Here is a 25395-nt window from a genome sequence, read left to right as displayed (position 1 = left end):
TAGTGTTCGTTTTGTTTTACAGCATTGAAAAACCACACAGTAACTCATTAAAATCAGGCCTCATTAATTCGGTTTGGTATAAAGAGTATATAAGTGTCTAAACAGCAGGGATCAGCTAACGAATTTATTAATCAGTTGGTTGTAAAAGCAATCGAAAAAAAGAAAAAATATGAGCAAGCATTGGCTGAAAAAAACAAGCCAAGGCTAGAGCACGTATTATTTTCGCAATTCGATGTAGTAGAGACAATAGAATCTAAAAATACCAAAACGACGTTGTATCACCTAGCGAAAAAGGGAGATGCCGACAAGCAAATTTGTTGTAAAGTATTGAATGACAATGCGCCTGATTACGCACGTTCGATGTTTATAGCAGAAGCCACACACCTCGAAATATCACAACACCCTAGTATTGCTGAATTTATTAAACTTGGAAATGAGTTTGATCGTCCTTATTTTATGTATAAATGGATTAAAGGCGAATCATTATCAGAAAAACTAACCAGACACAGCAATAAAGGGTTTCGTCATGATCACGTTGCTTGGTTAATATATCAATTAGCAGGTGCATTAGAATATATGCACACAAAAGGTGTGTGCCATTTAGACATTAAACCGTCCAATATTATCGTGTGTGAAGACGATGGTATTAAGCTTATTGATTTCGGTGCTGCTCAATATTCAGGTGAGGGTAAAGAGTATTCTGAAGCCAGCTTGTCTTATGCCTCGCCATTATTTCTAGAAACCGGAAAGTCCGATCCGCAAGACGATGTGTATTCAATGGCGTTGTTAACGTGTTGTTTATTCTTAGGCTATTCAGATCATTCGGATTGGAAGGCAACCTTACAGCAACGTAAAAGACCAAATCAAATCCCTAAATCGGTTTGGGTATTATTGCGCTTAATTATCAAAAAGCCGCGTGGTCATAAATTAACACCGATCGCGTTTGCTCAAGCGTTGGCAAAAATTGATATTGACGCAATGCGCACCAATAACCATGCGCCAATATTTACACGATTGCGTAATGCCGATCTGGTCTTACGAAAAGAGAACAGTTTTGATCCCTTACGTCTGGGTATGTTTAAGTATTTAGAAGTCGCGCTGATCGCGAGCGTGATCGTAATTACCGGTGCCATACTCTCCAGTTACTTTGTTCCATCTCCTGTTCCTGTGATTGGAGTGTCTAAAATTAAACCGGCACAAACAGCGGCCTTCTTAACCAAGCCGCCATGGGAAATAACGACAGCACTCGACAACAGTGCGGTGGATTTATTGGCATTAGCGCCTTATCGAGAAGCGGTTAACGTTAAAAATAATCAAATTGAACGTTGGTATAACGAAGAAAAAGACAACTTGATGAAACGACGTGACAGTGAAGAACGTCAAAGAAGAGAACTAACAACGATACGTAAAGACATGGTTGCACTTAATGAGCACCTAAATCGAAATTCCGTCATGTCGTCTTCCGTTAACCGACGTATTACTAAACTGATGAAAGGCCTTAATAATTTAATGTTAGAACGTCAGAAATTCTCATATCCGATTGGTCCAGAAGATCAAGCGTTAGCGAATATTATTATGTCTGGCGATTCTAAAGACGCTGAGAAGTATCTGCGTACTGAGTGGATGAAAACTCAGGCTGAATCTTATTTCTATGCGTATGTATTGCCTAAAGAAGTCTTAGGTAAAGTGATCGATTCGGTCAATACACACGCTCAAAACCATTTTTATTCAAAAGCAATTGATGAAATAGAACACGCCATTACCCTTTTTGGTGACACGGTTGAACTGACATCGAAAAAAACAGAATTGATCATTCAACGCAGTGAGTATGTTTTATTTGGAACCGTAACCGGAGAGTTGATTTTTGAGAGTGACAAGCTCAATACCGCATTATCAGATTTGCATCAAAATGCACCTTCTCGCTTTAAAGAAGTGTCTGTTCTACTAAAGAAACTGGCGAGAGAATCTCTTGAACAAAGTTTTCAACAAGATGTTCCTGCAGATGGCGCATTGGCAATAGAGAAAGCATTAAATACCTATCAAAAACAGGTAACGATCTCATGATGAAGACGGTTGATATTGACGTATTACTTAAACCGATTAATGAAATGTCGCCTGCGGGTGAAGATGCTAAATATGAGTTCTGTTATGAGCTCATGGAATTTGAGATTAAAAAATTCGGATCGCTGTTTGGTGAAACGGTAGATTGGAAAGCGGTAGAGACGAATGGTACTGAGGTATTAACGTCTCACAGTAAAGATTTAAAAGCGATTTGTTACTTAACTCGAGCATGGATTGAACGAGAAGGCTTTAATGGTTTTGAAACGGGACTCTCGTTATTTTCTCAAAGCTTAACCTTGTTTAGTGATTCATTGTACCCACGTCGCAAGCGAGCAAGAGATGGCGCCGTTGAGTGGTTTATTTCTCAGCTAGAGAGCGTATTGCCAAAGTTGGATTCACAGCAATTATCGTGGGATCAAGCGTCCTCATGTTTGACTTTAATTGCAGAGATCGATGAGAAATATCAAGAGTCATTTTCTGATTCTGACGTAGCGTTTTTTGCGGTTCGTTCGGCGGTTAATGCCATTATGGATCGTTTGCCACAAGTGGGTATGAATGAAACGGCCAGCGTTACTCATCAAGAAAACGAGCAAGCCGATCTAGCTCAAGAATCGATAGAAGCTACGCCTTCGGTAGTGACAGCACAAACCATAGCACCAGTACAAAGAAAAGCGGAACCTGTTAGAAAAGAAGTGGATATTGATACGGATTTCTCAAGCCCAAGTGCCTCGAAGAAAACGTTGAAAAAAATCGCCGAATTTATGCTGCATTCTAATATAGGCGCTTCTTTGGCTTATCGCCTGCATCGTTATTCTACCTGGTGTGATGTTGATGAATTGCCTCCGTATGATAACGATAAAAAAACACCGATAAGTTTGGCGGTATCACAAGATCAGCTTTCTGAATACAAAGAAAAAGCAAAGCACGAGACGGATCCTGAAGTGATAAAACGTCTTGAAAAAACCCTGACGGACGCGCCTTTTTGGTTGAGCGGTCACCATCTTATGTATCAGATGTTGATGAACCTGAATCACGAATCCGCGGCGGAAGCCGTAAAACAAGAGACAGCGTTGTTTATTCAAGAATTGAACGGTGTTGAAGCGTTAACGTTTGCGAACTCAGTGCCTTTTGCTGACGAAGCAACCCTAAAATGGCTAGCATCACGCACAGCGATTACCCCCGCGGCGTTGATGCCTATGCCACTCGAATTTTCAAATGATACAACCTTGTCTGAAGGTGAAATCACATTAGCAACTCTAGGTGATTATGTCTCCACCATTTCCCAAGGTTTAGCGGCCGATACTTCTGGGCGTGGGCAACTGATGTTGCAATTGAAATTAATAAAAGCGTACCACCTCGTAGGCTTGCTTCCTTTGTGCTTACCTTATATTGAAAAAATATGGGTCGTAAGAGAAGAAATAAATTTAATGAGTTGGGAGCCTCATTTATGTAATCAGCTTGATATGTTGGTTGAAAAAACAATGACGGAAATGTATCCATCCAAGGATTTAATTCCTGAAAAGTACCAACAATGGTTATCTATTAATAATAAGTAAACAAAACGAAAATAAGGAAGAATTATGTCCCGCGATGGCTCGGTTGCTCCTAAAGAGCGAATTAATATACGTTATGTACCTGCGACAGGTGATGTACAAGAAGACGTTGAATTACCACTAAGTATGATGGTTGTTGGTGACTTTACAGCGCGTGCTGATGAGACTCCAATTGAAGATCGTACTCCAATCAACATTGATAAAGATAACTTCAATGATGTATTGGAAGGCTACTCTCCAAACGTAAAAGTGAATGTAGACAATAAATTGAGCGGCGAAGAAGGCGCTCAACTTGGTGTTGATCTAACGTTCAATAGCATGAAAGATTTTTCACCAGAAGCTATCGCTAAAAGTGTTCCTGAACTAAGTGGCTTACTTGAATTGCGTGAAGCACTTGTTGCGCTGAAAGGCCCATTAGGAAACGTACCAGCATTTCGTAAGAAAATTGCGGCAGTGCTTCAAGATGAAGACGCTCGTCAAAAATTACTTGAAGAGTTAAATCTGAGCGCTGATAAAGAAGCAAAGGCTGAGTAGAGGGTATTATGACAACAGAAGCACAAGCTCCGGAACAAGAAGCAACACTGGTTGAGTCTGGCTCATTACTAGACAGCATTCTAAATGAAACGCGTTTAAAACCAAGTGATGAAGGCTTTGACGTTGCAAAACGTGGCGTAGAAGCATTTATTGGTGAATTGCTAAGCAGCAACAATACGGGCAGTAAAGTTGAGCAGTCATTAGTTGATTTAATGATTTCTGAAATCGACCAAAAATTGTCTAAGCAAGTTGATGCTATTCTTCATAACGAAGAGGTTCAAGCGATTGAATCAACATGGCGCGGTTTGAAATACTTGGTTGATCACACTGATTTCCGTGAAAACATTCAAATTGAATTGATTTCAGCGAAAAAAGACGAAGTATTGGACGACTTTGAAGATGCACCAGAAGTCGTTAAGTCTGGTCTTTACAAGCAAATCTATACGCGTGAATACGGTCAATTTGGTGGTAAACCAGTCGGCGCTGTTATTTGTGATTTCCAAATGTCTGCATCATCACCTGATGTGAAACTGATGGAATACATGGCAAATGTAGGGGCAATGTCTCACGCACCATTCATTACATCAGCATCGGCTCAGTTCTTTGGTTTAGATAGCTATGAAGATCTGCCAAACCTGAAAGATCTGAAGTCTGTATTTGAAGGTCCTCAGTATACTAAATGGCGCGGTTTCCGTGAGCATGAAGATGCTCGTTATGTGGGTCTTTGTACTTCACGTATGATGTTACGTACTCCGTATTCTGTAGAAGATAACCCAATCAAAGCGTTTGATTATAATGAACATGTTAAAGATGGTCATGATAACTACCTTTGGGGTAACTCTGCGTACGCGATGGCGTCTAAAATCAGTGAATCATTTGCAAAATATCGCTGGTGTCCGAACATTATCGGTCCACAAAGTGGTGGTACGGTTTCTGATCTTCCGGTTTATAATTATGAATCTATGGGTCAAATCGAAACTAAGATCCCAACAGAGATCTTGATTTCAGACCGTCGTGAATATGAGCTAGCAGAAGAAGGCTTTATTGCTCTTACTATGCGTAAAGGATCTGACAATGCAGCGTTCTTCTCTGCAAACTCAGTACAAAAAGCAAAAGTATTCCCGAATACGCCTGAAGGCAAGCAAGCGGAAATGAACTACAAGTTAGGTATTCAATTACCATACATGTTCATTATCAACCGTTTGGCTCACTACATCAAAGTGCTGCAACGTGAACAAATAGGTTCATGGAAAGAGCGTTCTGATTTAGAGATCGAACTAAACAAATGGATCCGTCAATACGTTTCTGATCAAGAGAACCCACCAGCAGAAGTACGTGGCCGTCGTCCATTACGTGCTGCAAAATTGGAAGTATCTGAAGTAGAAGGCGATCCAGGTTGGTACAAAGTATCAATGTCGGTACGTCCACACTTTAAGTACATGGGTGCAAGTTTTGACTTGTCACTGGTTGGTAAATTAGACCAAAACTAATTTGTCTCCCCATATAAGCGACTAGGTTGAATTGGTCGCTTATTTTTTAAGAAGTCATTATGGAAAAAGGTTACCGGCTTTTAGAACGAATTGAATTAGGTGAGCCTAAAAACTGCTACGAAAAAGTGGTATCGCACAAACATCTTATTGAATCAATTCACCTTCACCTTGCAGATTTACTGAATACACATGCAGGGAACGCCATGATAGATAATGAATACGGACTGCCTGATTTTAATGATGTGTTATCCAATAACACCAATTTAGTTCGTAACATTCAACAGAACATTCGTACATCAATTGAGAAGTTTGAACCAAGACTAAAGAACGTTGAGGTTCATTATCGTCAAGATAATCACAACCCATTGCAGTTAGGTTTTGGTATTGGTGGTGAAGTGATGCATAACGGCGGTAAGGTTCCAATGTCTATTAATATATTCATGGGTGTCGATGGACAGTTTAACGTTTAGTAGGAGAAAAGAGTGAGTAACAGTAAATATTTTCAAGATGAGCTAGCCTATTTAAAAGAAGCAGGCAGTGAATTTGCAAAATATCACCCTAAGCTGACTAACTTCTTGTCTGAAGGAACATTTGATCCTGATGTTGAGCGTTTGCTTGAAGGCTTTGCCTTTTTAACGGGTCGTGTTCGTGAAAAAATAGACGATGAACTGCCGGAATTAACACAGTCATTAATTTCATTATTATGGCCTCATTACATGCGCTCAGTGCCTTCAATGTGCATCAGTGAGTTAACGCCTCACTCGGGGAGTGTGACAGAGAAAACCGTGGTTGAGCGTGGTGCAGAAATGGCGAGTGAGCAAGTAGAAGGCACTCAATGTTTATTTAGAACCTGTTATGACGTTGCCTTGTATCCGCTGATCATTCAGCAGATTGAACAAAATAACAGTCGCACTAACTCTTCGGTACACGTCACTTTGGCTGCGAATAATGGCCTAGAGTTGTCTCGTATAAAATTAGATACATTACGCTTTCATTTGAATGGCGAGCAGCACATTACACGCAGTCTGTATCTTTGGTTATTCCGCTATTTAGATTATGTCGAACTGGACGTTGGAGGAGGGTATAAGCACCGTATTCGTGCTGACCAAGTCGTTCCTGTGGGGTTTGATGATGATGAGGCTATTTTGCCATACAGCAAGAATTCATTTTCTGGCTATCGTTTATTGCAAGAATACTTTTCGTTACCTGAAAAATTCATGTTCTTTGATGTGAAAGGATTGGAATGGTTAAACGGCATACCACAACGCAGCACCGTTAAAATGTCGTTCGTTTTCTCACGAGCTTTGCCTTCGGAAGTGATGTTAAAAGATAAGCATTTAAAACTTCATTGCACGCCAGTTGTGAATTTGTTCGATCAAGATGGTGATCCTATCCGTCTTGATCACCAGCGTAATGATTATAAAGTTCGCCCTCAAAGTTCAAACCAAGAGCATTATGAAGTGTATTCGGTTGAAGAGGTTGATAGCTGGAGTAAAGCAGAACGTCGTAGAAAGAAATTAATTGAATTTGAATCCTTTGAACATCAAATTAATCAAAGAGATAAAAGAGATTTTTATAAAACTAAAGTCAGTGAAAGAATCAACGGTCGTGGTTTAGAGCGTTATATCTCGTTTCATTCGCACAATAATCAAGTGTCTGATTTAAGTTCTGAAACGGTATTAATGAAGCTGATATGCAGTAATGCGGATTTGGCCGAGCGATTGTCCGTGGGTGACATCATCTATACCACGCACAAATCGCCAACGTACGCGACATTTACGAATATCACTAAACCAACTCAATCGGTTAGCCCACAAGTGAATGGCGAGCTGCAATGGCAGTTGATTGCGAATATGTCACTTAACTACTTATCGTTAGCCAACATTGATGTGTTAAAAGTATTACTGTCGACTTATGACTTCCATTCTCGTGTTGATAGACAAGCGCACAGAGCGTCTATACATCGTCTTGATGGCATTAAATCAGCGAGTATGACTCCTACTGACAGAGTCTTCCGTGGCGTTGCTATTCGTGGCGTAAAGTTTAAGGTCGACATGGATTCTACTTACTTCGTCAATGAAGGGGATATGTACCTACTTGCCAGTATTTTGAATGAATTTATCCGATTGTATTCGAGTATTAATTCGTTTACTGAACTTGAAGTGTTTGATGAAGATACGGGTGAAAACTATGAGTGGCCGAGTTTAACAGGGCAACAGACGATACTATGATTGAGTATATTGTTAATAAACCTTGTGAATACAGCTTTTTCCAAGCGGTATCTTTACTTGAAAAACATTATCAGAACTTACCTGGTATTGAATTTAAAGCGATTGGTGAAAATCAATACGTAAAGAATGAGTACATACAATTCGGGGTCTCACCAAAGCTAAGCTTTCCTAAAAGTGACATTGAGTACATCGCACAGATTGATCGTAATGATCAGGTGTATACGAAAATTGAAGTAACTTTTCTTGGTTTGCATGGCTCGAGTTCTCCCTTACCTGCATCCTATACAGAGAAGTTAGCAGGACGAGACAGTGATGATAATCCGGTAAAAGATTTCTTCGATTTTTTTCATCATCGTTACATCAGTATGCTTTATCGAGTGTGGAAAAAGTATCGCTACCATATTCAATATCAAAGTGATGCGACGGATCCTTTCTCAGGACGATTATTGCATTTAGTCGGGTTATCAAGTGTTATTCAAGAGAACAATAACGCGGATCTTGATAGGGCGAAATTACTTTCTTATGTTAACCAGTTATCGACGCGTACGCGTTCACCAAAGCTTGTTTCTGGCATCGTTTCCCATTACTTTTCGCTGCCTAATGTATACATCGAAGAGTGGGTATATCGTCGAGTGACGATTGCCGATTCTCAACGTAATAAATTGAATCAAAAGAACTGTCAATTAGGGAACGATTTACACCTAGGTAAGAGCATGGCAGACCTGACAGGTAAGTTTAATCTATGTATTGATGATATTGATTTTGATACGTATACCAACTTTTTACCTGGAGGTCGATTACATAAGACGTTAATCGGATTAATGAAGTTTATTCTGTCTGATCCTATGGCATGGGATCTTAAGTTAACCGTAAAAAATGACACCATCCCTAAGAATGAACTAGGTGACGGAATTGGCAACGAATTAGGTCAAACATGTTGGCTAGGAAATATTGATAAGGAGGATACAGTGATTAAAATTGTAGGCAGTAACTAGTCTAAAATGCATAGAAAACGAACAACAAGTTGGCGCTTATTATTCGTCTTCTATCATTGTTAAAAGTGAATCAGAAATACTTATCGGCAAACTGGTTGATGCAAAACGATAGTACTCTTCACTTCTTTGATGCCCGATATCGATTCAATTTCACTTGAGAGGAAATGAATACGATGTAAATCGGGCGCTTCAATAAGAGAAATGATGTCATAAGTCCCACCAACAATGCTGGTCATTTTGACTTCAGGTATCTCTTTTAACGCTTCTGATACAGCGTCTTTTTGCCCCATAGCGCACGAAATCAACAAATAACAAGAAGCGGTATTGTTCCCGTTATTCATGCGGATTTGTGCGGTATACCCTTTGATGATCCCCGTTTTTTCCAAGCGATTTATTCGCTCTGCAACAGCAGTACGAGACAGCCCTACATTACGCGATAAATTCGCTATAGATTCTCTACCATTGGATAAAAGATTGGAGATTATTCTGCGATCTAATTTATCTAAGCCCTGTAGATTCATGTTTGACATGTTATCCCTGCCTTAATTTCTATTTTATTGTTATTTTCTTAGTTAATTACTTCTGGAAGCTTAAAGTTCGATAGCTCAGAGAAAGTAAATGGGTTGTTCTGAGTCAATGGTGTGAACTCCATACTAATATCACGACCACTGACTTTTATATGGCTAACGAAGCTACTATTGGTGACATCGGAGAGTGTAGAGTCTCCTAATAATCGGTAGATTGCCCATTGACCATTTTCGCTAAGAGTATGTTGTTTACCCTCATCGGTTACGTCTTGTAATGTTATTTTGACCTCAAAGTCTCCGCCCAGTGGTGGCCATTGCAACTCTTGAACTTTACTCGGACCATGATAATAGCTCATCATATGGCTGCCCACATTGATGTTTGCTCTAATTGCACTTGAGTCGAGATCCACAACTTTAGTGCTAAATGGTATTTGTACTTTATTGGTGCTTTTGTTGATCATGGTGTTACGTATTACATTGTAATTTCGTAATTGAACTAATAATTCAGGAGATAAGTACATGACTTGTCCATCGACGCGCTTTGATGTCCATAAATTCGTGTCATAAAACGGCGCTAGGTTGTCTTTTATAAAGACATTCAATATGCCACCGGTTGCAAATAGTTGCTCAAAATCTTCCAATGAAATGTCTTCTTTTGCATTGGTATCAAATGGGTATTTGTTTAGCCCAGTTTGACGGAACACACTGTAAACCTCACTGTACCATTTCGTTTGAATGCCTTTAGTGGCTTCAGTGATCATCACTGACCAAGTTTGATTTACTATGTCTAACAACCAGCTGCGTACAGGTTCTGGTGACTTCTGAGCGATTTGCTTAAGTCGAATTAATGGATCGGCCTCTGCTCTTACCATTCTTGCTCGCGCGGCATCCAGTGCGGCTTGATGTACGTTTGGTGAATCTGAAATATCCTTAATATAGGTTCTCAATGAATTGAGTGCTGTTACGATATCTTCCCAAGGCGCAGGAGAGTTTTTCGTTTCATTAATTTGTAGCTGATTCAAAAGAGAAAACGCTTGTTCTACACGAGCCATTAAAATGTAATCAGGTTCTACTATCTCTGTTACGGCATCTGTGGCCGTTTCTAAAGCATCTTTTAAATTATTTTTTGAATCCAATAATGCACTTATGTCACCTGTGGGTGAATAATGGGTATTGGCGTACAGTTGTTTCAAGATGGTTGTCATTGGCGATGATGGACCAGAGATCAGATCAATCGCATTGGTTAAATCATAAATGTTGTCATACGATTTTATTTTGAGTTCACTTAATGCATTACGCCAGTAGTTGATGTAATCATCGGTGTATTTTTTACGAACATCATCTTTGAATTCTTCTTGCTCTGCATCACTTGGAATAATGTTATTTGATAGCCCAAGTACCCAGTTATCTGAGATCACTCGTTTAGACAACAAATCAACGTGTGGGCGATAAAACGAGCTAAAGCCTGTTGAGGTATAGAGTTTGTTGATATTTAAGCTTTTATTATTAATCGGATTTTTAAAGATATTATTAAAATCAAACCCAACGGCTCTTTGTAGATTGAGCGTATCGATCTCGGCACTGTTCGCTTGCTCTACGATTTGAAGGTAGACCAAATCAACGTTTGATTTCGCTAATAGGTTGCGGCGAGTTGCACGAACTAAATCCATATTAATGTCGATAGGGGCGAACTTTGTACGGAAATACGCATCCAAATAAGACATGGTTTTTTTCACGGTCTCGGAATTAGAATCGAGTCGAGTTAACACATCAAATGTGTGTTGTTTTAAATAAGGGATGTCTCTCTTACTTGGATCTTTCAGCATCAAATAACTTTTCAATAAAGGCAAAGACATTGAAATATCATTTTGATTTTTTGTCAGTTGTATTTGATAAGCCTCAGCAATTACTGGCATAAGTTGTTTGGTGATTTGCTCGATTAATGCATGGTATGCAATTTTTGTGGTTGGCTCTAAGCGGCTGACTTTCATCGTTAATAGCTCGTCATCCAAGGCTTTATTACCATTAAGCCAAGCGCTATAAGTAGGTTCAATCTCTTCCTGAGCATTGGTCAGTTTTGAGTGGAAAACCTCTGATGCATATTGCTCATGATCTTTTCCTTTCACATCAATGAGCTGATTAATGACTTGTAGATTACTTTCTAAGGCTTGGAATAAAAAGTAGCTTCCGCTTGTGAGCACAACGACAGACACTAAAAATGCCAAACGACTGCGTTGTTGAATACGACGTAAGTAGTTTTGGTTCTCGTTGGAGAAATCGGCTTCAGGTAACACTTTTGAATCAACCAAAAAGCGGGTGAAGTAAGGGGTTTCAGTTAATTGTCCGTGTTCAGAAGCAATGATCGGTAAGTTAAAATAATTGCTGCAACTCTTAGCCAATAAATTATATTTTCGGCCACCTTGAAGGCTAGAGCTAAAGAAGACTTCTCTAATATCAATCGCATAGGTGCCTTGGTTTAAATCATTAAGTCGTTCAACAATACGGCTTATTTCGACCTGACATAACTCAAATTGTTTAGGAAAAGCCAGTATGGTCTGTTTTTCATCAACATTGTTTGTGTATGATGATGAATCAAGGGCACTTGCTTCCATGACTTTTACGATATTTTTATAACTGTCACGGAAATAATCTAAGATTGCCCCTTTTGCGTCTTTTAAAGGAATAGAAAGAAACTCAATACTCGACTTTAACGGACTGAAATGAATGTATTCTTTAAACCCTTCTAATTTGTCTAATTTAGTCATAACGAAATACAGAGGTAGGGTAGCTCCTGTGCTTTCTTTGATTGATTCTAAGCCTTGCAAAAGAATGTTTAACGTATAATCAGTTTGCTCGTCATCATGAACGACTAAAAACTCAAAATCGATGAGTAATAAGCAACCAGCGAAGGGCTTTCTTGGCTTATGATTGATGACTTCATTAATTAATGCTTGCCACAATAGGCTATCTGCACTTGAAATTTCTTGAAAAACGAGTCGATGGTTAGGCTTTATATAAACGGCGGAGTCTGATTCAGACCATTCAAAAAAGTCATTTTTTACACTCTTCATTTTATCCATTGGCTTTATGGCATTAGAAACTTGAAGAAATTGGTTTTTTCCTGATCCTTTGTTACCAATGATTAAGTAGATTGGTTTTTGTTTGGCTTTATGAAGCAACGGTTTTAGTACCATTGACAGGGTTTCTTCTTCCGTTTCAATATCTTGGCTTTTCTTTCCTTTTCGTTTTTTGATATATAACGTGAGGTTAAAGAGAAGATACGAAACACCAATGAGGGCAACGGTTCCCCACAGCAGTACAATATCGGCTTCTGGGAACCAAAGTAAATAAGCACCACACAATACCGCGAGTATAAAAATGGTGATGAGTGTAGAGAGTAATAGTGGATTTCTAACCAAAGTGTTTTTCATAGTTTTTACTTTTTGTTATGCCTGACGTTATGTAATACAGTGAGTTACAAACCTAAAATTTTTCTTTTAGTGTATTTATCTTATGTTGATAAATATTGAGTAAACGCTGTGTTCTATCGATCTCTGCCGATGTTGTTTGTTTTTCTGCATACTCAATTCGACCCAGTAAGGGGAAGAGTGAGTTGCTGTAGTCGTACGCTTTTATAATTGCACTGTCTTTCTCTTGGGATTTAGCATTGGCAAACACCGTTCTTGATTTTAAAAATTGACGATTAATGCGTTTGTATTCGCGATCAAATTCTTCTGTTTGTAAGGTGAGTTTCTCTTTCATATTGGTCGCAGCGGCAGAATCAGGGTAAATTTCTTGCAACTGCTGTACGGCTAAATTCAATGTGTTTAATTGGTTTACTTTAATAGGGTCTAATTCCCAGTCGGAGATTAACCATCGAGTTCGCTGAATGACTTCTGATTTAATGGATTGCTTTATTGATTCGTCTTTATGTTCTAACGCGGGCAAAATTTGGACAATATCGTGAATGTCTGCGGTCTCAATTTGTTCACGTAACGTACGTTTTTGATTGTCGCTATAGAAAAAATGAGCAAATAATAAGCAAAGAAAAAACCCAAGTATAATGAGAATAGTAATCAAGGCTTTTGAATTGCCTTCAGGCGCGACAGCCGTATCGATTTTTATTGGTGGCTTATTTCGTGGTGGCATTGATACATTGACGCTGATCCCTTGTGGTTCAACGGGTTTTGGTTTTTGTTTATTTTTGACTTGATGTGCTTTTTCTTCTTGAATTTGAATTTCTTCTATCCATTGAGAGAAAATACGGCGGATCCCACCTAAAGAAGGCGTTTTAATGCCGTAATGAGAACGTAATTCTTCTTCAATCTTTAAGGTTAGTTCATGTCCTGCTTCAATCAGAGGTAAATCGCTAGGGGTAATCTTGAGTGTTTTTTGTTTACGTACCGCATGCTCAGTTAACCATTCAATAGACCCTATTCTTGCGGTTGACTTACTTTCTTCTGGATAAGCGGAATGCCAGTAAATGACGCAGACGTCGAGTAACGCGTTCAAACCACCAACAAGGCCCTTTAACCCATCAATATGAGTTGCAGAAACCGTATAGTAACAAGCACAGCGAATGTCTTTGCTTTCATTCAATAAAATGTTTTTCGATAACGAATGGACTTTTTTCCATGAAATTTTAGACGTAACTGTACTTAATTTATTTACTTGACGTTTAATTTCAGAAAAACCGTCAAGTACATTAGGATTAACCCCACAAGGCAAATTTTGGCTAATAGGGCGCCGTGCAAAATCGGGAAGATTCATGAGTTTTCCAACCTAGCGAATATGATCATCTACATGTGTTCATGTATTATTATGTTTTTATGAGCTTCTTATATAATGCGACGGATTGTACTACTAAAATATAAAATGAATATAAAAAAAGCATGTTTTCGTATGCATATTGTCTAAATGTGATCTTGATCGCTATAGCTCTATAGAGAAATGGATTGGAATGCTTGTTAATATATGTATTAGTTATATTTATGTTTCTTATTTGAGGTAAAATGCGTTATTTGTATATAAGTAATCACTCATTTGATTGCGTTTAATTTGTTATTTTAATGTATTTCTTATGTTTGATTATGGTGGATGATTTTTGAACATATTTTTTGTTTTTATTAAAATATATTCACTTTTGTTAGGAGAGTGTCAAATTCAATTTTTAATAATATGTTCGAAATTGATAGAAATATTATTTTTTAAATATTCAAAATGTAAGTGAGGCCCAGTGGTACGACCTGTGTTACCTGTGAATCCAATTTTTTGGCCTTTATAGATAACGCCACCTTTATTGACTATTCTGTTATTAAGGTGGAGGTATCTTGTTTTAATTGAATTAGGGTGTTGAATTACGATGTAATTACCTGCGATAGGGTGGTATTTAGAAATAATAACCACACCTTTATTAACAGCAAAAACAGGCGTGCCGATAGGCGTTCTAAAGTCAGTACCTAAATGAGGCTGAATTTTATTGAGAATAGGGTGTTTTCTATATAGAGAGAAAGAAGAACTAATAGGATAGTGCTTTGAAAGAGGATAAACAACATCAGGAGAACTTAAGTTTATGCCATCTTGGCTGTAAAAGTCTCCATTTTTTAGTCTATTAGCAGTGAGTGTATAGTTCGGTGAACGAAGTATCAGAGTGTCTACTTTGGTTGCTTCATTATTTAGAATAATCTTAAATTTATCACCATTACGAATCCCTCGTACAAAATTAATGCTATGTTTAAGTGATTCGGTTAATGAAAAAATTTGCTCTACTGATAAACCACTGTTTAAGGCAGAACTAAAGAATGAAGTGGATATTTCACCAGAGAATATACGAGTTACTTTCTTTATTGTTGGTTCTGGGTGCATTTCTGGTATAGAGGGTATTTTTTTATTTTCAGTTGACGAGTTATAGAGGGCTGAAAAGCTGAAGGTTAGAATAAATAAGTTGATAAAAAAGAACGTAAAGTATTTAGACTTCATAGTATTGGCTTTTAATATGTCGATTTTACGATTCTACACCATTTATTTTAAAGATAAATAGGCCTTTATTTAGTTAATATATCGGTTAATCAAAAGCTATCTCATTAATAAAGCATTCATGCAATAGTTATAATGACTGAATCTATAGTCATTTTAACTGTATTGCTAGTTTTATCCCCACGTTGTTATTTTAAGTACAGTAAATATAATGCGACAACTCTCATATTTACTACTAAAAATTAACCTTATGCGCCTTAGTTCATTATTTAAATCACTTATTAGTATCCTATTCTTATTCCTCATTGCATCTTGTGGTGGAGAAGGTGGAGATACCTCTCCACCAAAAAGAGAAACAACATCAGTTTCAGGGATATTATTTGATGCGCCTATTGCCGGGGCGAGAATTATCGTATGGGAGTACGATGGTGGGCGTATAGGTAAGCAACTTGGTGAGTCTACAAGTTCATCTCGAGGTGAATATTCAATTGAGATTAATAGTGGCTCCATGCCCATCTTAATTCAGGCTTTGGGAGGAGCTTATACTGACCCTGCGAGTGGAAATGTAGTTTATGAGGGCGATGGGCAAACACTAAAATTTGAGGCAACAGCATACTTTAATGAAGATAAAGACAACAAAGTGATGTTGACCCCCTTAACCTACATGGCAAAGGGACTGGCGGATTATTATATTGAAAAACAAGGGCGCGATGCGACAAGTGCCATTAACACCGCTAACTCAACGATCAGTAATATGTATGGGTTTAATGTTCATACCGTTGAACCGACTGATATTGTAAAAGGTGGACAAAGTGCCTATGTGACTGATGGTCACAAATACGGTGCATACTTAACGGCATATTCATCTTATTCTTCTGATTTGGTTAAGAAATACTCGGCAGATGCAGATAGCGCTATTTATACTTCTTTTACGCTGGCCGCTCTCTCATATAATGACATTAAAGCCGATGGACAATTAGATGGTTTTGAAATTGATAGTATTAGTTTATTACCGAAAAATATCTCTTTTGGTAAAGAACCCATCACGAGTGAAACCTATTCTAATGTGCTCGCTCAACATGTATTAATCACTGCAAATAGCTCAACATTAAACGTATCTGGTACTCAACCTGATGATTATAAGCCTTTTGCCAATCTGATTAATGCGTTTGGTACTGCGTCTGATCCTAATGGAATCGTACCATCTAGATCTTCTGTTTCGATTGATGATGAAAATCCAACAGCGGAGCGATCTGATTCTGACGTATTAGTGAAGACTGATGTCATTGATTTGCTTTTCAAAGACAATGTGGGGCTAAAGAGCGCTGAAGTTTATTTACAATATAAGGATGACAGTGGATGGTCATCAGAGATTGCATGTCCAGAAAACGATTTTGGTGACGGTTATTGTCAGATTGATGTATCAGAGTTTAAAGAAGGTTTAAGGGAAGCTCCTGTGTACGTAAGTATTAATACGTTACAGTTAGATCAGATAAGTGAGTCGATCACTGAAGCTAAATTGTCTGTCTATGCCGATGATATTGTGGGCAACAAAAATAAACTGTCCACATCGATTCCTTTTTTATGGGATAACAATGCGCCTGTTATCGAGGTGACCTCCGCTTCAACATTCAATCCAAATAACGACGCCTTTTATTTGTTAGAAGGTTATGTCAAAGAAGATTCTTCTAATATACAAGATCTTACTGTTAGCTTTAATGGTGCAACACCTGAAGGGCTTACCTGTACTCCGTACCTTGTTGACGATGGTTATGAGTGTGCGTTTCAGAAAAGTTATGATAAGTCAGTGTTTGTTAATTCAACCACTCAATTTGCTATTTCAGCGGTTGATGCGATTGGAAATAGCAGTTCGAAGGTACATGAAGTCTTGTCTGATACCACGAGACCTACTCAATCTGTCTCTTATCCTGAAGCATCCATGAGCTTTATTAAGATCATAAATAATGCAAGGCAAGAGGTGATTGAGCGTTACGATTCAAGTTCATTTTCGGCGATAGAGGAGGCAGATAAGTTTTTAAATATTCCTTATGGATACGCAAAAGATGGTTTACTTGCGATGCACCCTACCGTTGATTTCAATAACTTTAACAAGGCAGTCTTAGATACGAATCAAATTCCTTATATAAAAGTGAAAGTCACGGATCCATCTTCTCCTGGCAGTAACCGCGGTACTTCTGCTGATTTGTTAGTATTGAAAATTGATTATACCGCAACGGAAGATGGCGAAAACACATCGTCTGGTCAACCTGTTGACAGCACAATGCCTAATACTATCCCACATGAAACAATTTCTTTTGATGCCGATGGGTATGCTAAGGAAGTGATTTATTACATTCCGTTTACTAAAGAAATTTTTGGAAATGGATTCACGTCGATCACTGAAAAGCACATACAGACGCTGACGATCACGACGGAAGATGCTTCAGGTAATGATTCAGATCCACAAATTATTGATCTAAGAACGACGTTTAATTTACCTGAAGTAAAAGTCATTACTCCGTTTATTAATGCAACCGCCAGTTTTGAAATCTATTCAGATAATGGGGCAACCCAACTTATTGCAACGTGTGGCACAGAGCAGAGCGCGCTCGTTTCTAGTCCTAATCAATCTGCGCTTGACGTTTCAAGTTGTTCCATCAATTCTGAATACATTGGTGAAGTTGTTAAAGTGTCGCTATCGAGTAAATCGAATTCGACCTTCTATAATCAGTGGAGCCGAAAAACCAAAGAAATTGTAGAGTTAAATGCCACGTCTGGATTTTCTGCTTATGTGTTATTAACAGGAAATCAAAATTTATACATTACTGAACTTGCCGTGTATCAGAGTGGTTTCTTTGATTATCTCTGGGATAAAGAACCGAATAAATCAAAAGAGAAAGCCAAAGAAATTTTAGTCCTAGTGAATAATATGCTGACTGAAGGCAATTCCTTTTTTGGTTTTAATCCTGTCGTTACTCCGTATGCAACCAATGAAGAAATGGAAGCGTATACACCAGAAAATCCAGATATAAGCTACCAACATCGTTACTTACTTGAGTCATTGCTTCTATTATCGGATGAAAGTGCGATTGATGGCAGTGTCAGTTTTTCAAAGGCATTTTACGAAGACTTTTATTCCGATGGACACCCTGATGGCAAAGGAAAAGGGGGCTCAACCATTAAGCTTGGGAACTATAGTTTTTCTGAAGATACATACCGCTCAGATCTGGCAAGTATTTATTATGATTATTTAACGGACCCTAATGGACTTGGTATCGAAGGCAGTGTTGCAATGGCTTACGCTGATAAATATGCAACCGCAAATCCAATGCTTGATGGTGAGGCTCTTTTCAGTGATTCTGGTTCATCGATTGATGTTTCTCCCCCTACAGTGAATTTAACCCCTATTGCCATCGTTGGTAATTTTATTAAAAAAGAAAAGCAATGGTATATTGCGGGCCCCATCAAAGCTGAATTGCTTCTCAAAGATCCTTCTGGGATCGACGATTCTAGCCATCCGCCAGAATTTGAGCCTTCTTGGACCAATACGACTGGTGTCAATCAAGTTATTTCTGGGATGACTTTTTTACCGGACAGCAGTAATAGTCAGTTTAATCATCGTTATACATTTGATTTCAATTCGGAATCTATTGACTACACGGGCATTCATTCTTTTGATTTAGATGTCAGTGTGGCAGATATTCATGGTAATGATTATGGTTTCACATCACTGCCTAATAGCAAGATGTTTATTGTGGATAACAAGGGGCCAGAATTTGAATATCACGCCCCTTTTTATGGGTTAGTTGATGATAAGGGAGATGATTACGACGAATATACTTATTTGAATCTAAACACAAAACTTAGTCTCACCTTTATTGTTAGTGATGTGGTTGGTGATGTAAAAGATGTTCGCCAGATAATTTTAACAAAAGATGGAACAACGCCAATAACGCTAACCAAAGAAAACTTCTACGTTAATAACAATGAGCAATTAGTGGTTTCGTTATGTAAAGACAGTATTTGTGATGGTGATTCTGACGTTATTGTTGATCTCGATGATGGTAATTGGAGTTTTGCGTTAGAAGGAGAAGACTTATTAGGCAATCAAGTTCGTGCGCAAGACATGACCACGCCGAAACATATTTTAAACATCGACTCTTCTGCGCCAGAAGTAACAACGGGGACCAGTGCTAAGTTTTTAGGTGGAAACCAAAAATGGAACCCTAATGGAGTGATCCTTTGGGGATCATTAAGCGCAGCAAAAGACATTAAAATTAAGTTAAATAGACCTGGTTCAAGTTGGGTCGATCTTGTTGAATGTTCTATTGATAAGGGAGAGTCTTGCAATGATTACCCAGCTTATTTAACAGGAACCGCGCCTAATTATGAAGTGCAACTTGTGGCGGAGCACTTTGATCATGGGGTTGATAATCAGTTTAAAATTACCGCGATTAATGCGGCTTTTCCAAGCAATAGCGGTGAAGGCACACATACATTTAAAGTCGATAAAAATGGACCCAATATTCTTCTTTCATCAACGCCATTAAAAGATACCTTATCGAGTGGTAATAATGTCATGGGCCGTAATTTTGATATTAATATAACTAACGTGACTGATGATTCTGCAGTGGCCACTCTCTCTGTTTTTCAAGAAAAAAATGATGGAACAAGAGTACCACTTAAAGAGAATATTTCAGTAGAAAGCCCTGAAAACCCATTTGAAATTACATTAAAAAGTGAAAACACAGATCGAATAGAGCTTGCTGCTGAAAGTAATCTTGTTGACCTTATTGTTGAAGCATCAGATGAGTTTGGCTTTATAAGTAATACCAATAAAATAGGTATGATTTACGATATTGAAGGGCCTTCAATTGCGTTAACTAATTACTCGTCTTCTGAATATTACCGCTCTAATTATATTTTTAATCTTAACGCGTTAGATCTTAGTTTAACGGGAAACACTTCAGCTTCTGGAGTAAGTCAAGATAGCGTTAACTATTGGGTTTATAGTGGCAGTGAACCTGCTGAGGGGGATTCTGGTAATTCACCTTCTGTAAGTGAACCAAACTCCATTCCATTAGATGTGCCGAACGGATTAACTGAAGTCAATTTAAAAATATTGGCTAAAGACGTTCGAGGTAACGAAAGTAATCAAATTCCCTTTGTTGTAAAAATTAATGAAGCGATACCGTTAACTGAGTTTTCTATGACTTATAGTGATGGAGCTGCTATTGAAAATAATATCGCAACAGAGAAAAAAGACATTAAGTTGATTCTAAAGATAGAAGATAAGAGTGGCATTGCATCCATAGTAAGTAGTTATAAATTAGAAGGTGTCGCAGGAAGTAATACAATTAACTTTTCTCAAACAGTAGATCCTAAAGTCTGGGAAGCGACGTTAAGCCCTAATGTTGATGGGACTTATCTTATTTCAGCAACGATAACAAACAATACAAAAGCAAACAAAGAGAGTGAAATACTGAAATCAGAGATTAACCCAACATTAATGGTTCAGACAGAAGGCGTAGAATTAAGTATTACTCAGCCTATAAACTTTGTCTCACATATCTCAAATAAAGATCTGAATGTTGAATTTGAAAAAGTAAATGAAGCCGGAATTAAAACGCTTGAATGCTGGGTTAGAGAAAACTATACCGATGAAGGTGTGCCTGATGATAAAACGTATTATAAGATTTACAATGAGCCTAAAAACCCAGAATGTAGCATTACTTTAGATAAGAATTTCTTAGACAACCCAGTATTAATTACGAAAACCGTAGGAACAAATGCGGCTGAAAAAATACAAAAATTCAGTTTCAAAATGGTAGATGTAGAAGCGCCATACATTAAAGATCAAGCCGGCTACACTTTGAAAGCTTCAGATGTTGGTGTTGATAAGGTATCAGGTGTGAAAACGCTACAATTAAATATAGATTATATTGATTTACATTCTAATTTAGATTTGACAGAAAATCCGAAATTAGGTCGAAATACTCCGCAATTTGAAGCGGTAAGTTGTGAGCAATCAACAAATGATAACTCTCTTGTTCGCTGTGTGTATAACGAAAATTATAATGACTTTATTAATGGATTAGATAGGAAATATTATATCCAAGCGTTTAATGTTATGGATAAAGCGGGCAATACACCTCTAAATGATAAGCGAGAGTTTGAATTAATCATACCGAAAGGGGATTTCACATCAGACATCACTAGTTTAGTTAATAATCAGTATATTAACGGAAAAGCGATAACATTTGATTTTAGAGTTAAACTATTTGAAGAGTCTAAATTAGACAATGTTACAGTCTCTTTTGCGGGTGAGACATACTCGTTTAAGGAGGATCCTACAAATCTGAATTTTGACAAATTTAGAGATTGTGCGGATGATATTGATGCAGCTTGTTCGACATTTAAGGGGCAATTACCGGATGACTACGCTTTAGATAATGTAAATATTAATTTAGTGGCGACGGATGTTTGGGCTAATAGGGCACTTAGTTCGAGATTAGTATTGTTAGATAATGAGGCACCAACAATAAGCGATACTTACGAATTATCACCAGGGGACAGTGCTGATAAAGTTCGTTTAACGTTTGATATTGCTGATAATATTTCAGGAAGTGGTTTAAATAATGTGACTTATTCTATATTGGACATTGGCTTTGAAGAAACAAAAACGTCTGACTTCAATTATATTGATGTAGATAAAGATCAAATTAAAGATAAAGAGACAATTTCTGTCACCATTACAGCGAGTGATAATGTTGGCTTGAAGACGGTTAAGAGAATCGCTATTGATTTTAGTAAACCTGAACTAACGTTAGAAATTGCAGGAAGCTCAGAGTTGCTTGGTAATAAAGTGGCATTAAAAGAGCGCTTACAGGACTTTTCTATTAAATCGGTACCAACAGAATCGATTAAGATGAAAGGGTTTACTTTAACGTTAACAAATGACGTTGAAACCATTTCTGAACTTGGTGATTTTGTTGGCGACTCGGGTACGACTCAATTCTCATTTAATGACAGTCAACAGGGTGAATACAAATTAACCTTAGTAGCCACCGACAGTATTGGCCGTGAGATTGCAAGTTTTACCTATGATGAAATGGACTTTAATGCTTTTGGGGCGACGAGTTACGTTGATTTTGTTGAGCCAACTATCGGGACTGTTAACGGAGAACAAATCACTCCGCTACCAACCAATGATCTGTATGAATATGAAGTGACGTCGATCATACAAGACGCAAATCTTAATGAGAACAGTATTGTATCAACGCTCACTGTGGGCTCTCAGACATATTCTCCTAAAACAACGTCTAAACCAAGCTCACCAACAGAGCCTTATGTCTTCCATTATTTAGTGCCTTCAGGTAACTATGTTGCATCTGTAAAAGCGACAGACTTCATTACTCAAGAGGGAGGAAATACTGGCGCTATCACGGTTGCTGAAGCGACGGTTCCAGAGTTAACGATTACGAGTAGTAATAGTGATTTGGGTTCTGAAACGACGTCAATAATCACGTTTACGTTTAATGAAGATGTCATTGAGTTTACGAAAGACGATGTTGTATTAAGTGCCAGTGATTCTGGTGCTACGGGGTCATTAGATACGTCAACTTGGACTGCTGGCCCTGCCCAAAGTTGGACTGCTGTTTATACGGCTCCAAAAGGGGAGAATAAAACAATAACCATTTCAGTCGCAGAAGGGAGTTACACCAGTACGATTACGGTTCCTGGTAATGCAGCGACAACAGATGTTGAAATTAAAGGTGTGATACCTACGGTTTCAAGTACAGCCTTCAATCCAATACATTCAGACAGTTTAAAGACCGTTGGAGTGACGGTTAATTTCTCAACGAATGTGTCGAATGTTAAAGCGACATTATCGGCGACAGAAATTCACTGGACTGCTGGTCAAGAATCAGATCAATGGATTGGAACGGTCTTAGTTCCAGTTAGTTCGGATGACCAATTAGTATTGGTTGTTTCTGAGTACAGTGATACTTATGGAAATATTGGAGAAGCAGACAATAGCGGTGTGTTGTATCTAACGCCAAAGATCATCGTTGATCCTATCTCTGATGGCATGATTAATGAAGATGAAGTGATGAGCGTAGTCGTTAGCGGTACCACCAATCGATTTGATGAAGCTGAAGAAATTATTTTAACGTTTGCCAATTCGGGTGATAGTAATACGCTAAAGGACATAAAGGCCGATATTGATAGTAACGGCCGTTGGACTGCGCCAGCTCAAGATTTATCTGGTTGGGCTGATGGGACTATCACAGTAATGGCAAATGGTTCAAATCAACAAAGTATTGCAGCAGAACAAGCCCCACAAACAACAAAATTAGCAACCGCGAAGCCGACTGTTACATCCATAGTGTCAGATCCAAATTTTGGTGATACGGGAGACAGAGTCAAAGTGACAGCGACGTTCTCGACGCCAGTTACAAATGCGACGGTAATGCTTAGCGGAAATACCGTGACTTGGACTGCTGGTACAGATACGGCTGAATGGGTTGGTGAGGTTCTAGTTCCTGATGGGGGCGTAAATACTCAGTTAAGTTACAGTGTCACTGGTTTTGTCGATGGAAATGGAAATACCGGTGATGCGGATAATAGTAATGTTTTATATTTAACCCCATCAATCACGATTACTCCAATTACTGGCGGAGTGATTAACGAGAGTGACGCAGCGAATCTTATCATTAGCGGCACAACTACACGTTTTGACGCAGGTAAAGAGATCACGGTTGTGTTCAGTAATTCAAAAGATAGCTCGTCGCTCCCAACAGTTATTGCGACAGTGGACAGTGATGGGAACTGGACAGCGGGAGGTGCTAATTTAAGCAGTTGGAGTGATGGTACGATCACAGTAAAAGCAACGGGCTCAAACCAACATAACATTGCTGCGGAAGAGGCGTCAGAAACAGCGACACTTTCGACAGCGAAGCCAACGTTAACGTCTGTGGTATCAAACCCGACATCGGGTAAAACAGGCGATAAAATTGGGGTTACAGCGACTTTCTCTGTTGCCGTAGATAATGCGACGGCGACATTAGGCACAAGTGCTGTGAGGTGGGATTCGGGTCAAGGCTCAGCAACATGGATTGGTGAAGTAACTATTCCGAATTCATCAGCAGCAGATACAGAGTTTACTTATACGGTGAAAGGGTTCAGTGATACTCACGGCAATCTTGGCGATGAATCGACAAGTGGTACCGTGTACTTAACCCCATCAATCACGATTACTCCAATTACTGGCGGAGTGATTAACGAGAGTGACGCGGCCAATCTTATTATTAGCGGCACAACCACGCGTTTTGACGCAGGTAAAGATATCACGGTTGCATTCAGCAATTCGGTAGATGCAAAGAGTGATTCGGTGATTGCGACAGTGGGCAGTGACGGCACTTGGACAGCGACGGGCGTTAATTTAAGCAGTTGGAGTGATGGCACGATCACCGTAAAAGCAACGGGCTCAAACCAACACAACATCGCTGCGGAAGAAGCATCAGAAACAGCTCAACTTTCGACGGTGAAACCAACGTTAACGTCTGTGGTATCAAACCCAACATCGGGTAAATCTGGCGATAAAATTGGAGTTACGGCGACCTTCTCTGTTGCTGTAAATAATGCGACCGCGAAGTTAGGCGCAAGTGATGTGAGGTGGAATTCGGGTCAAGGCTCAGCAACATGGATTGGTGAAGTGGAAATTCCGAGTTCATCAGCAGCAGATACAGAGTTTATTTATTCGGTGAAAGGGTTCAGTGATACTCACGGCAATCTTGGCGATGAATCGACAAGTGGTGCCGTGTACTTAACCCCATCAATCACGATTACTCCAATTACTGGCGGAGTGATTAACGAGAGTGACGCAGCTAATCTTATCATTAGCGGCACAACAACACGTTTTGACGCAGGTAAAGAGATCACGGTTGCGTTCAGTAATTCAAAAGATAGCTCGTCGCTCCCAACAGTTATTGCGACAGTGGACAGTGATGGGAACTGGACAGCGG

At 38.8% G+C, this 25395-nt stretch carries 12 protein-coding genes; 8 read left to right on the top strand and 4 right to left on the bottom strand.

All coding sequences use genetic code 11. From position 1 onward, the window contains the following. Window positions 1–93: 93 nt before the first annotated feature. The 7 genes from A6E04_RS14565 to tssG are packed head-to-tail and all read left to right on the top strand — an operon-like array spanning window position 94 to window position 8864. Window positions 94–2064 carry a protein kinase domain-containing protein gene (locus A6E04_RS14565; protein WP_023604323.1) on the top strand — a complete coding sequence of 657 codons (1971 nt, stop codon included), beginning with the start codon at window positions 94–96 and terminating at the stop codon, window positions 2062–2064. Further along, entirely contained in the window at window positions 2064–3617 is a 1554-nt protein-coding gene (gene tssA, locus A6E04_RS14560) for a type VI secretion system protein TssA (RefSeq protein ID WP_065611773.1), read from the top strand. The genes A6E04_RS14565 and tssA overlap by 1 nt, the downstream gene beginning before the upstream one ends. A gap of 24 nt (window positions 3618–3641) precedes the next feature. Continuing rightward, window positions 3642–4148: a type VI secretion system contractile sheath small subunit gene (tssB, locus tag A6E04_RS14555; protein ID WP_017020857.1), complete on the top strand. Its 507-nt coding sequence runs from the start codon at window positions 3642–3644 to the stop codon at window positions 4146–4148. An 8-nt stretch (window positions 4149–4156) separates the two neighbouring features. Beyond that, on the top strand, window positions 4157–5638 hold the full coding sequence (gene tssC / locus A6E04_RS14550) for a type VI secretion system contractile sheath large subunit (RefSeq protein WP_017020856.1): 1482 nt from the start codon (window positions 4157–4159) through the stop codon (window positions 5636–5638). 59 nt (window positions 5639–5697) lie between these two features. After that, window positions 5698–6108 carry a type VI secretion system baseplate subunit TssE gene (gene tssE / locus A6E04_RS14545; RefSeq protein ID WP_017020855.1) on the top strand — a complete coding sequence of 137 codons (411 nt, stop codon included), beginning with the start codon at window positions 5698–5700 and terminating at the stop codon, window positions 6106–6108. 12 nt (window positions 6109–6120) lie between these two features. Beyond that, on the top strand, window positions 6121–7869 hold the full coding sequence (tssF, locus tag A6E04_RS14540; RefSeq protein WP_065611696.1) for a type VI secretion system baseplate subunit TssF: 1749 nt from the start codon (window positions 6121–6123) through the stop codon (window positions 7867–7869). Further along, the gene (gene tssG, locus A6E04_RS14535; protein WP_017020853.1) at window positions 7866–8864 is read left to right on the top strand and encodes a type VI secretion system baseplate subunit TssG; all 999 of its coding nucleotides are present in this window, start codon (window positions 7866–7868) and stop codon (window positions 8862–8864) included. Before tssF ends, tssG begins: the two co-directional genes overlap by 4 nt. A gap of 80 nt (window positions 8865–8944) precedes the next feature. Here the strand turns inward: tssG and A6E04_RS14530 are convergent, their stop codons facing one another. The 4 genes from A6E04_RS14530 to A6E04_RS14515 all read right to left on the bottom strand — a co-directional run bounded on the left by A6E04_RS14530 (window position 8945) and on the right by A6E04_RS14515 (window position 15370). Further along, window positions 8945–9394 carry an Lrp/AsnC family transcriptional regulator gene (locus A6E04_RS14530; protein ID WP_065611695.1) on the bottom strand — a complete coding sequence of 150 codons (450 nt, stop codon included), beginning with the start codon at window positions 9392–9394 and terminating at the stop codon, window positions 8945–8947. A gap of 38 nt (window positions 9395–9432) precedes the next feature. Next, a complete protein-coding gene (gene tssM, locus A6E04_RS14525) occupies window positions 9433–12822 on the bottom strand; it encodes a type VI secretion system membrane subunit TssM (RefSeq protein ID WP_065611694.1) in 3390 nt (1129 codons plus the stop codon). 52 nt (window positions 12823–12874) lie between these two features. Next, window positions 12875–14161, bottom strand: coding sequence for a type VI secretion system ImpA family N-terminal domain-containing protein (locus tag A6E04_RS14520; protein ID WP_065611693.1), 1287 nt, complete (start codon window positions 14159–14161; stop codon window positions 12875–12877). Between the two features lie 393 nt (window positions 14162–14554). Further along, on the bottom strand, window positions 14555–15370 hold the full coding sequence (locus tag A6E04_RS14515) for a peptidoglycan DD-metalloendopeptidase family protein (protein ID WP_083199038.1): 816 nt from the start codon (window positions 15368–15370) through the stop codon (window positions 14555–14557). 208 nt (window positions 15371–15578) lie between these two features. On the opposite strand from A6E04_RS14515, the gene A6E04_RS14510 reads away from it, so the two are divergent. Continuing rightward, window positions 15579–25395, top strand: a 9817-nt coding sequence (locus A6E04_RS14510; RefSeq protein WP_083199035.1) for a tandem large repeat, incomplete at its 3' end; no start/stop codon positions are given.

Source organism: Aliivibrio logei (assembly GCF_001691055.1).
Classification (GTDB): domain Bacteria; phylum Pseudomonadota; class Gammaproteobacteria; order Enterobacterales; family Vibrionaceae; genus Aliivibrio; species Aliivibrio salmonicida.
The sequence above is the reverse complement of the archived record's forward strand: the minus strand, read 5'-3'. Positions and strand labels throughout refer to the sequence as shown.

Excerpts from the sequence above, each read along its gene's own strand:
- tssE (WP_017020855.1), top strand. The coding sequence starts at position 5,698 with ATGGAAAAAGGTTACCGGCTTTTAGAACGAATTGAATTAGGTGAGCCT.
- tssA (WP_065611773.1), top strand. The coding sequence starts at position 2,064 with ATGAAGACGGTTGATATTGACGTATTACTTAAACCGATTAATGAAATG.
- A6E04_RS14515 (WP_083199038.1), bottom strand. The coding sequence starts at position 15,370 with ATGAAGTCTAAATACTTTACGTTCTTTTTTATCAACTTATTTATTCTA.
- tssG (WP_017020853.1), top strand. The coding sequence starts at position 7,866 with ATGATTGAGTATATTGTTAATAAACCTTGTGAATACAGCTTTTTCCAA.
- A6E04_RS14520 (WP_065611693.1), bottom strand. The coding sequence starts at position 14,161 with ATGAATCTTCCCGATTTTGCACGGCGCCCTATTAGCCAAAATTTGCCT.
- tssM (WP_065611694.1), bottom strand. The coding sequence starts at position 12,822 with ATGAAAAACACTTTGGTTAGAAATCCACTATTACTCTCTACACTCATC.
- tssC (WP_017020856.1), top strand. The coding sequence starts at position 4,157 with ATGACAACAGAAGCACAAGCTCCGGAACAAGAAGCAACACTGGTTGAG.
- tssB (WP_017020857.1), top strand. The coding sequence starts at position 3,642 with ATGTCCCGCGATGGCTCGGTTGCTCCTAAAGAGCGAATTAATATACGT.
- A6E04_RS14530 (WP_065611695.1), bottom strand. The coding sequence starts at position 9,394 with ATGTCAAACATGAATCTACAGGGCTTAGATAAATTAGATCGCAGAATA.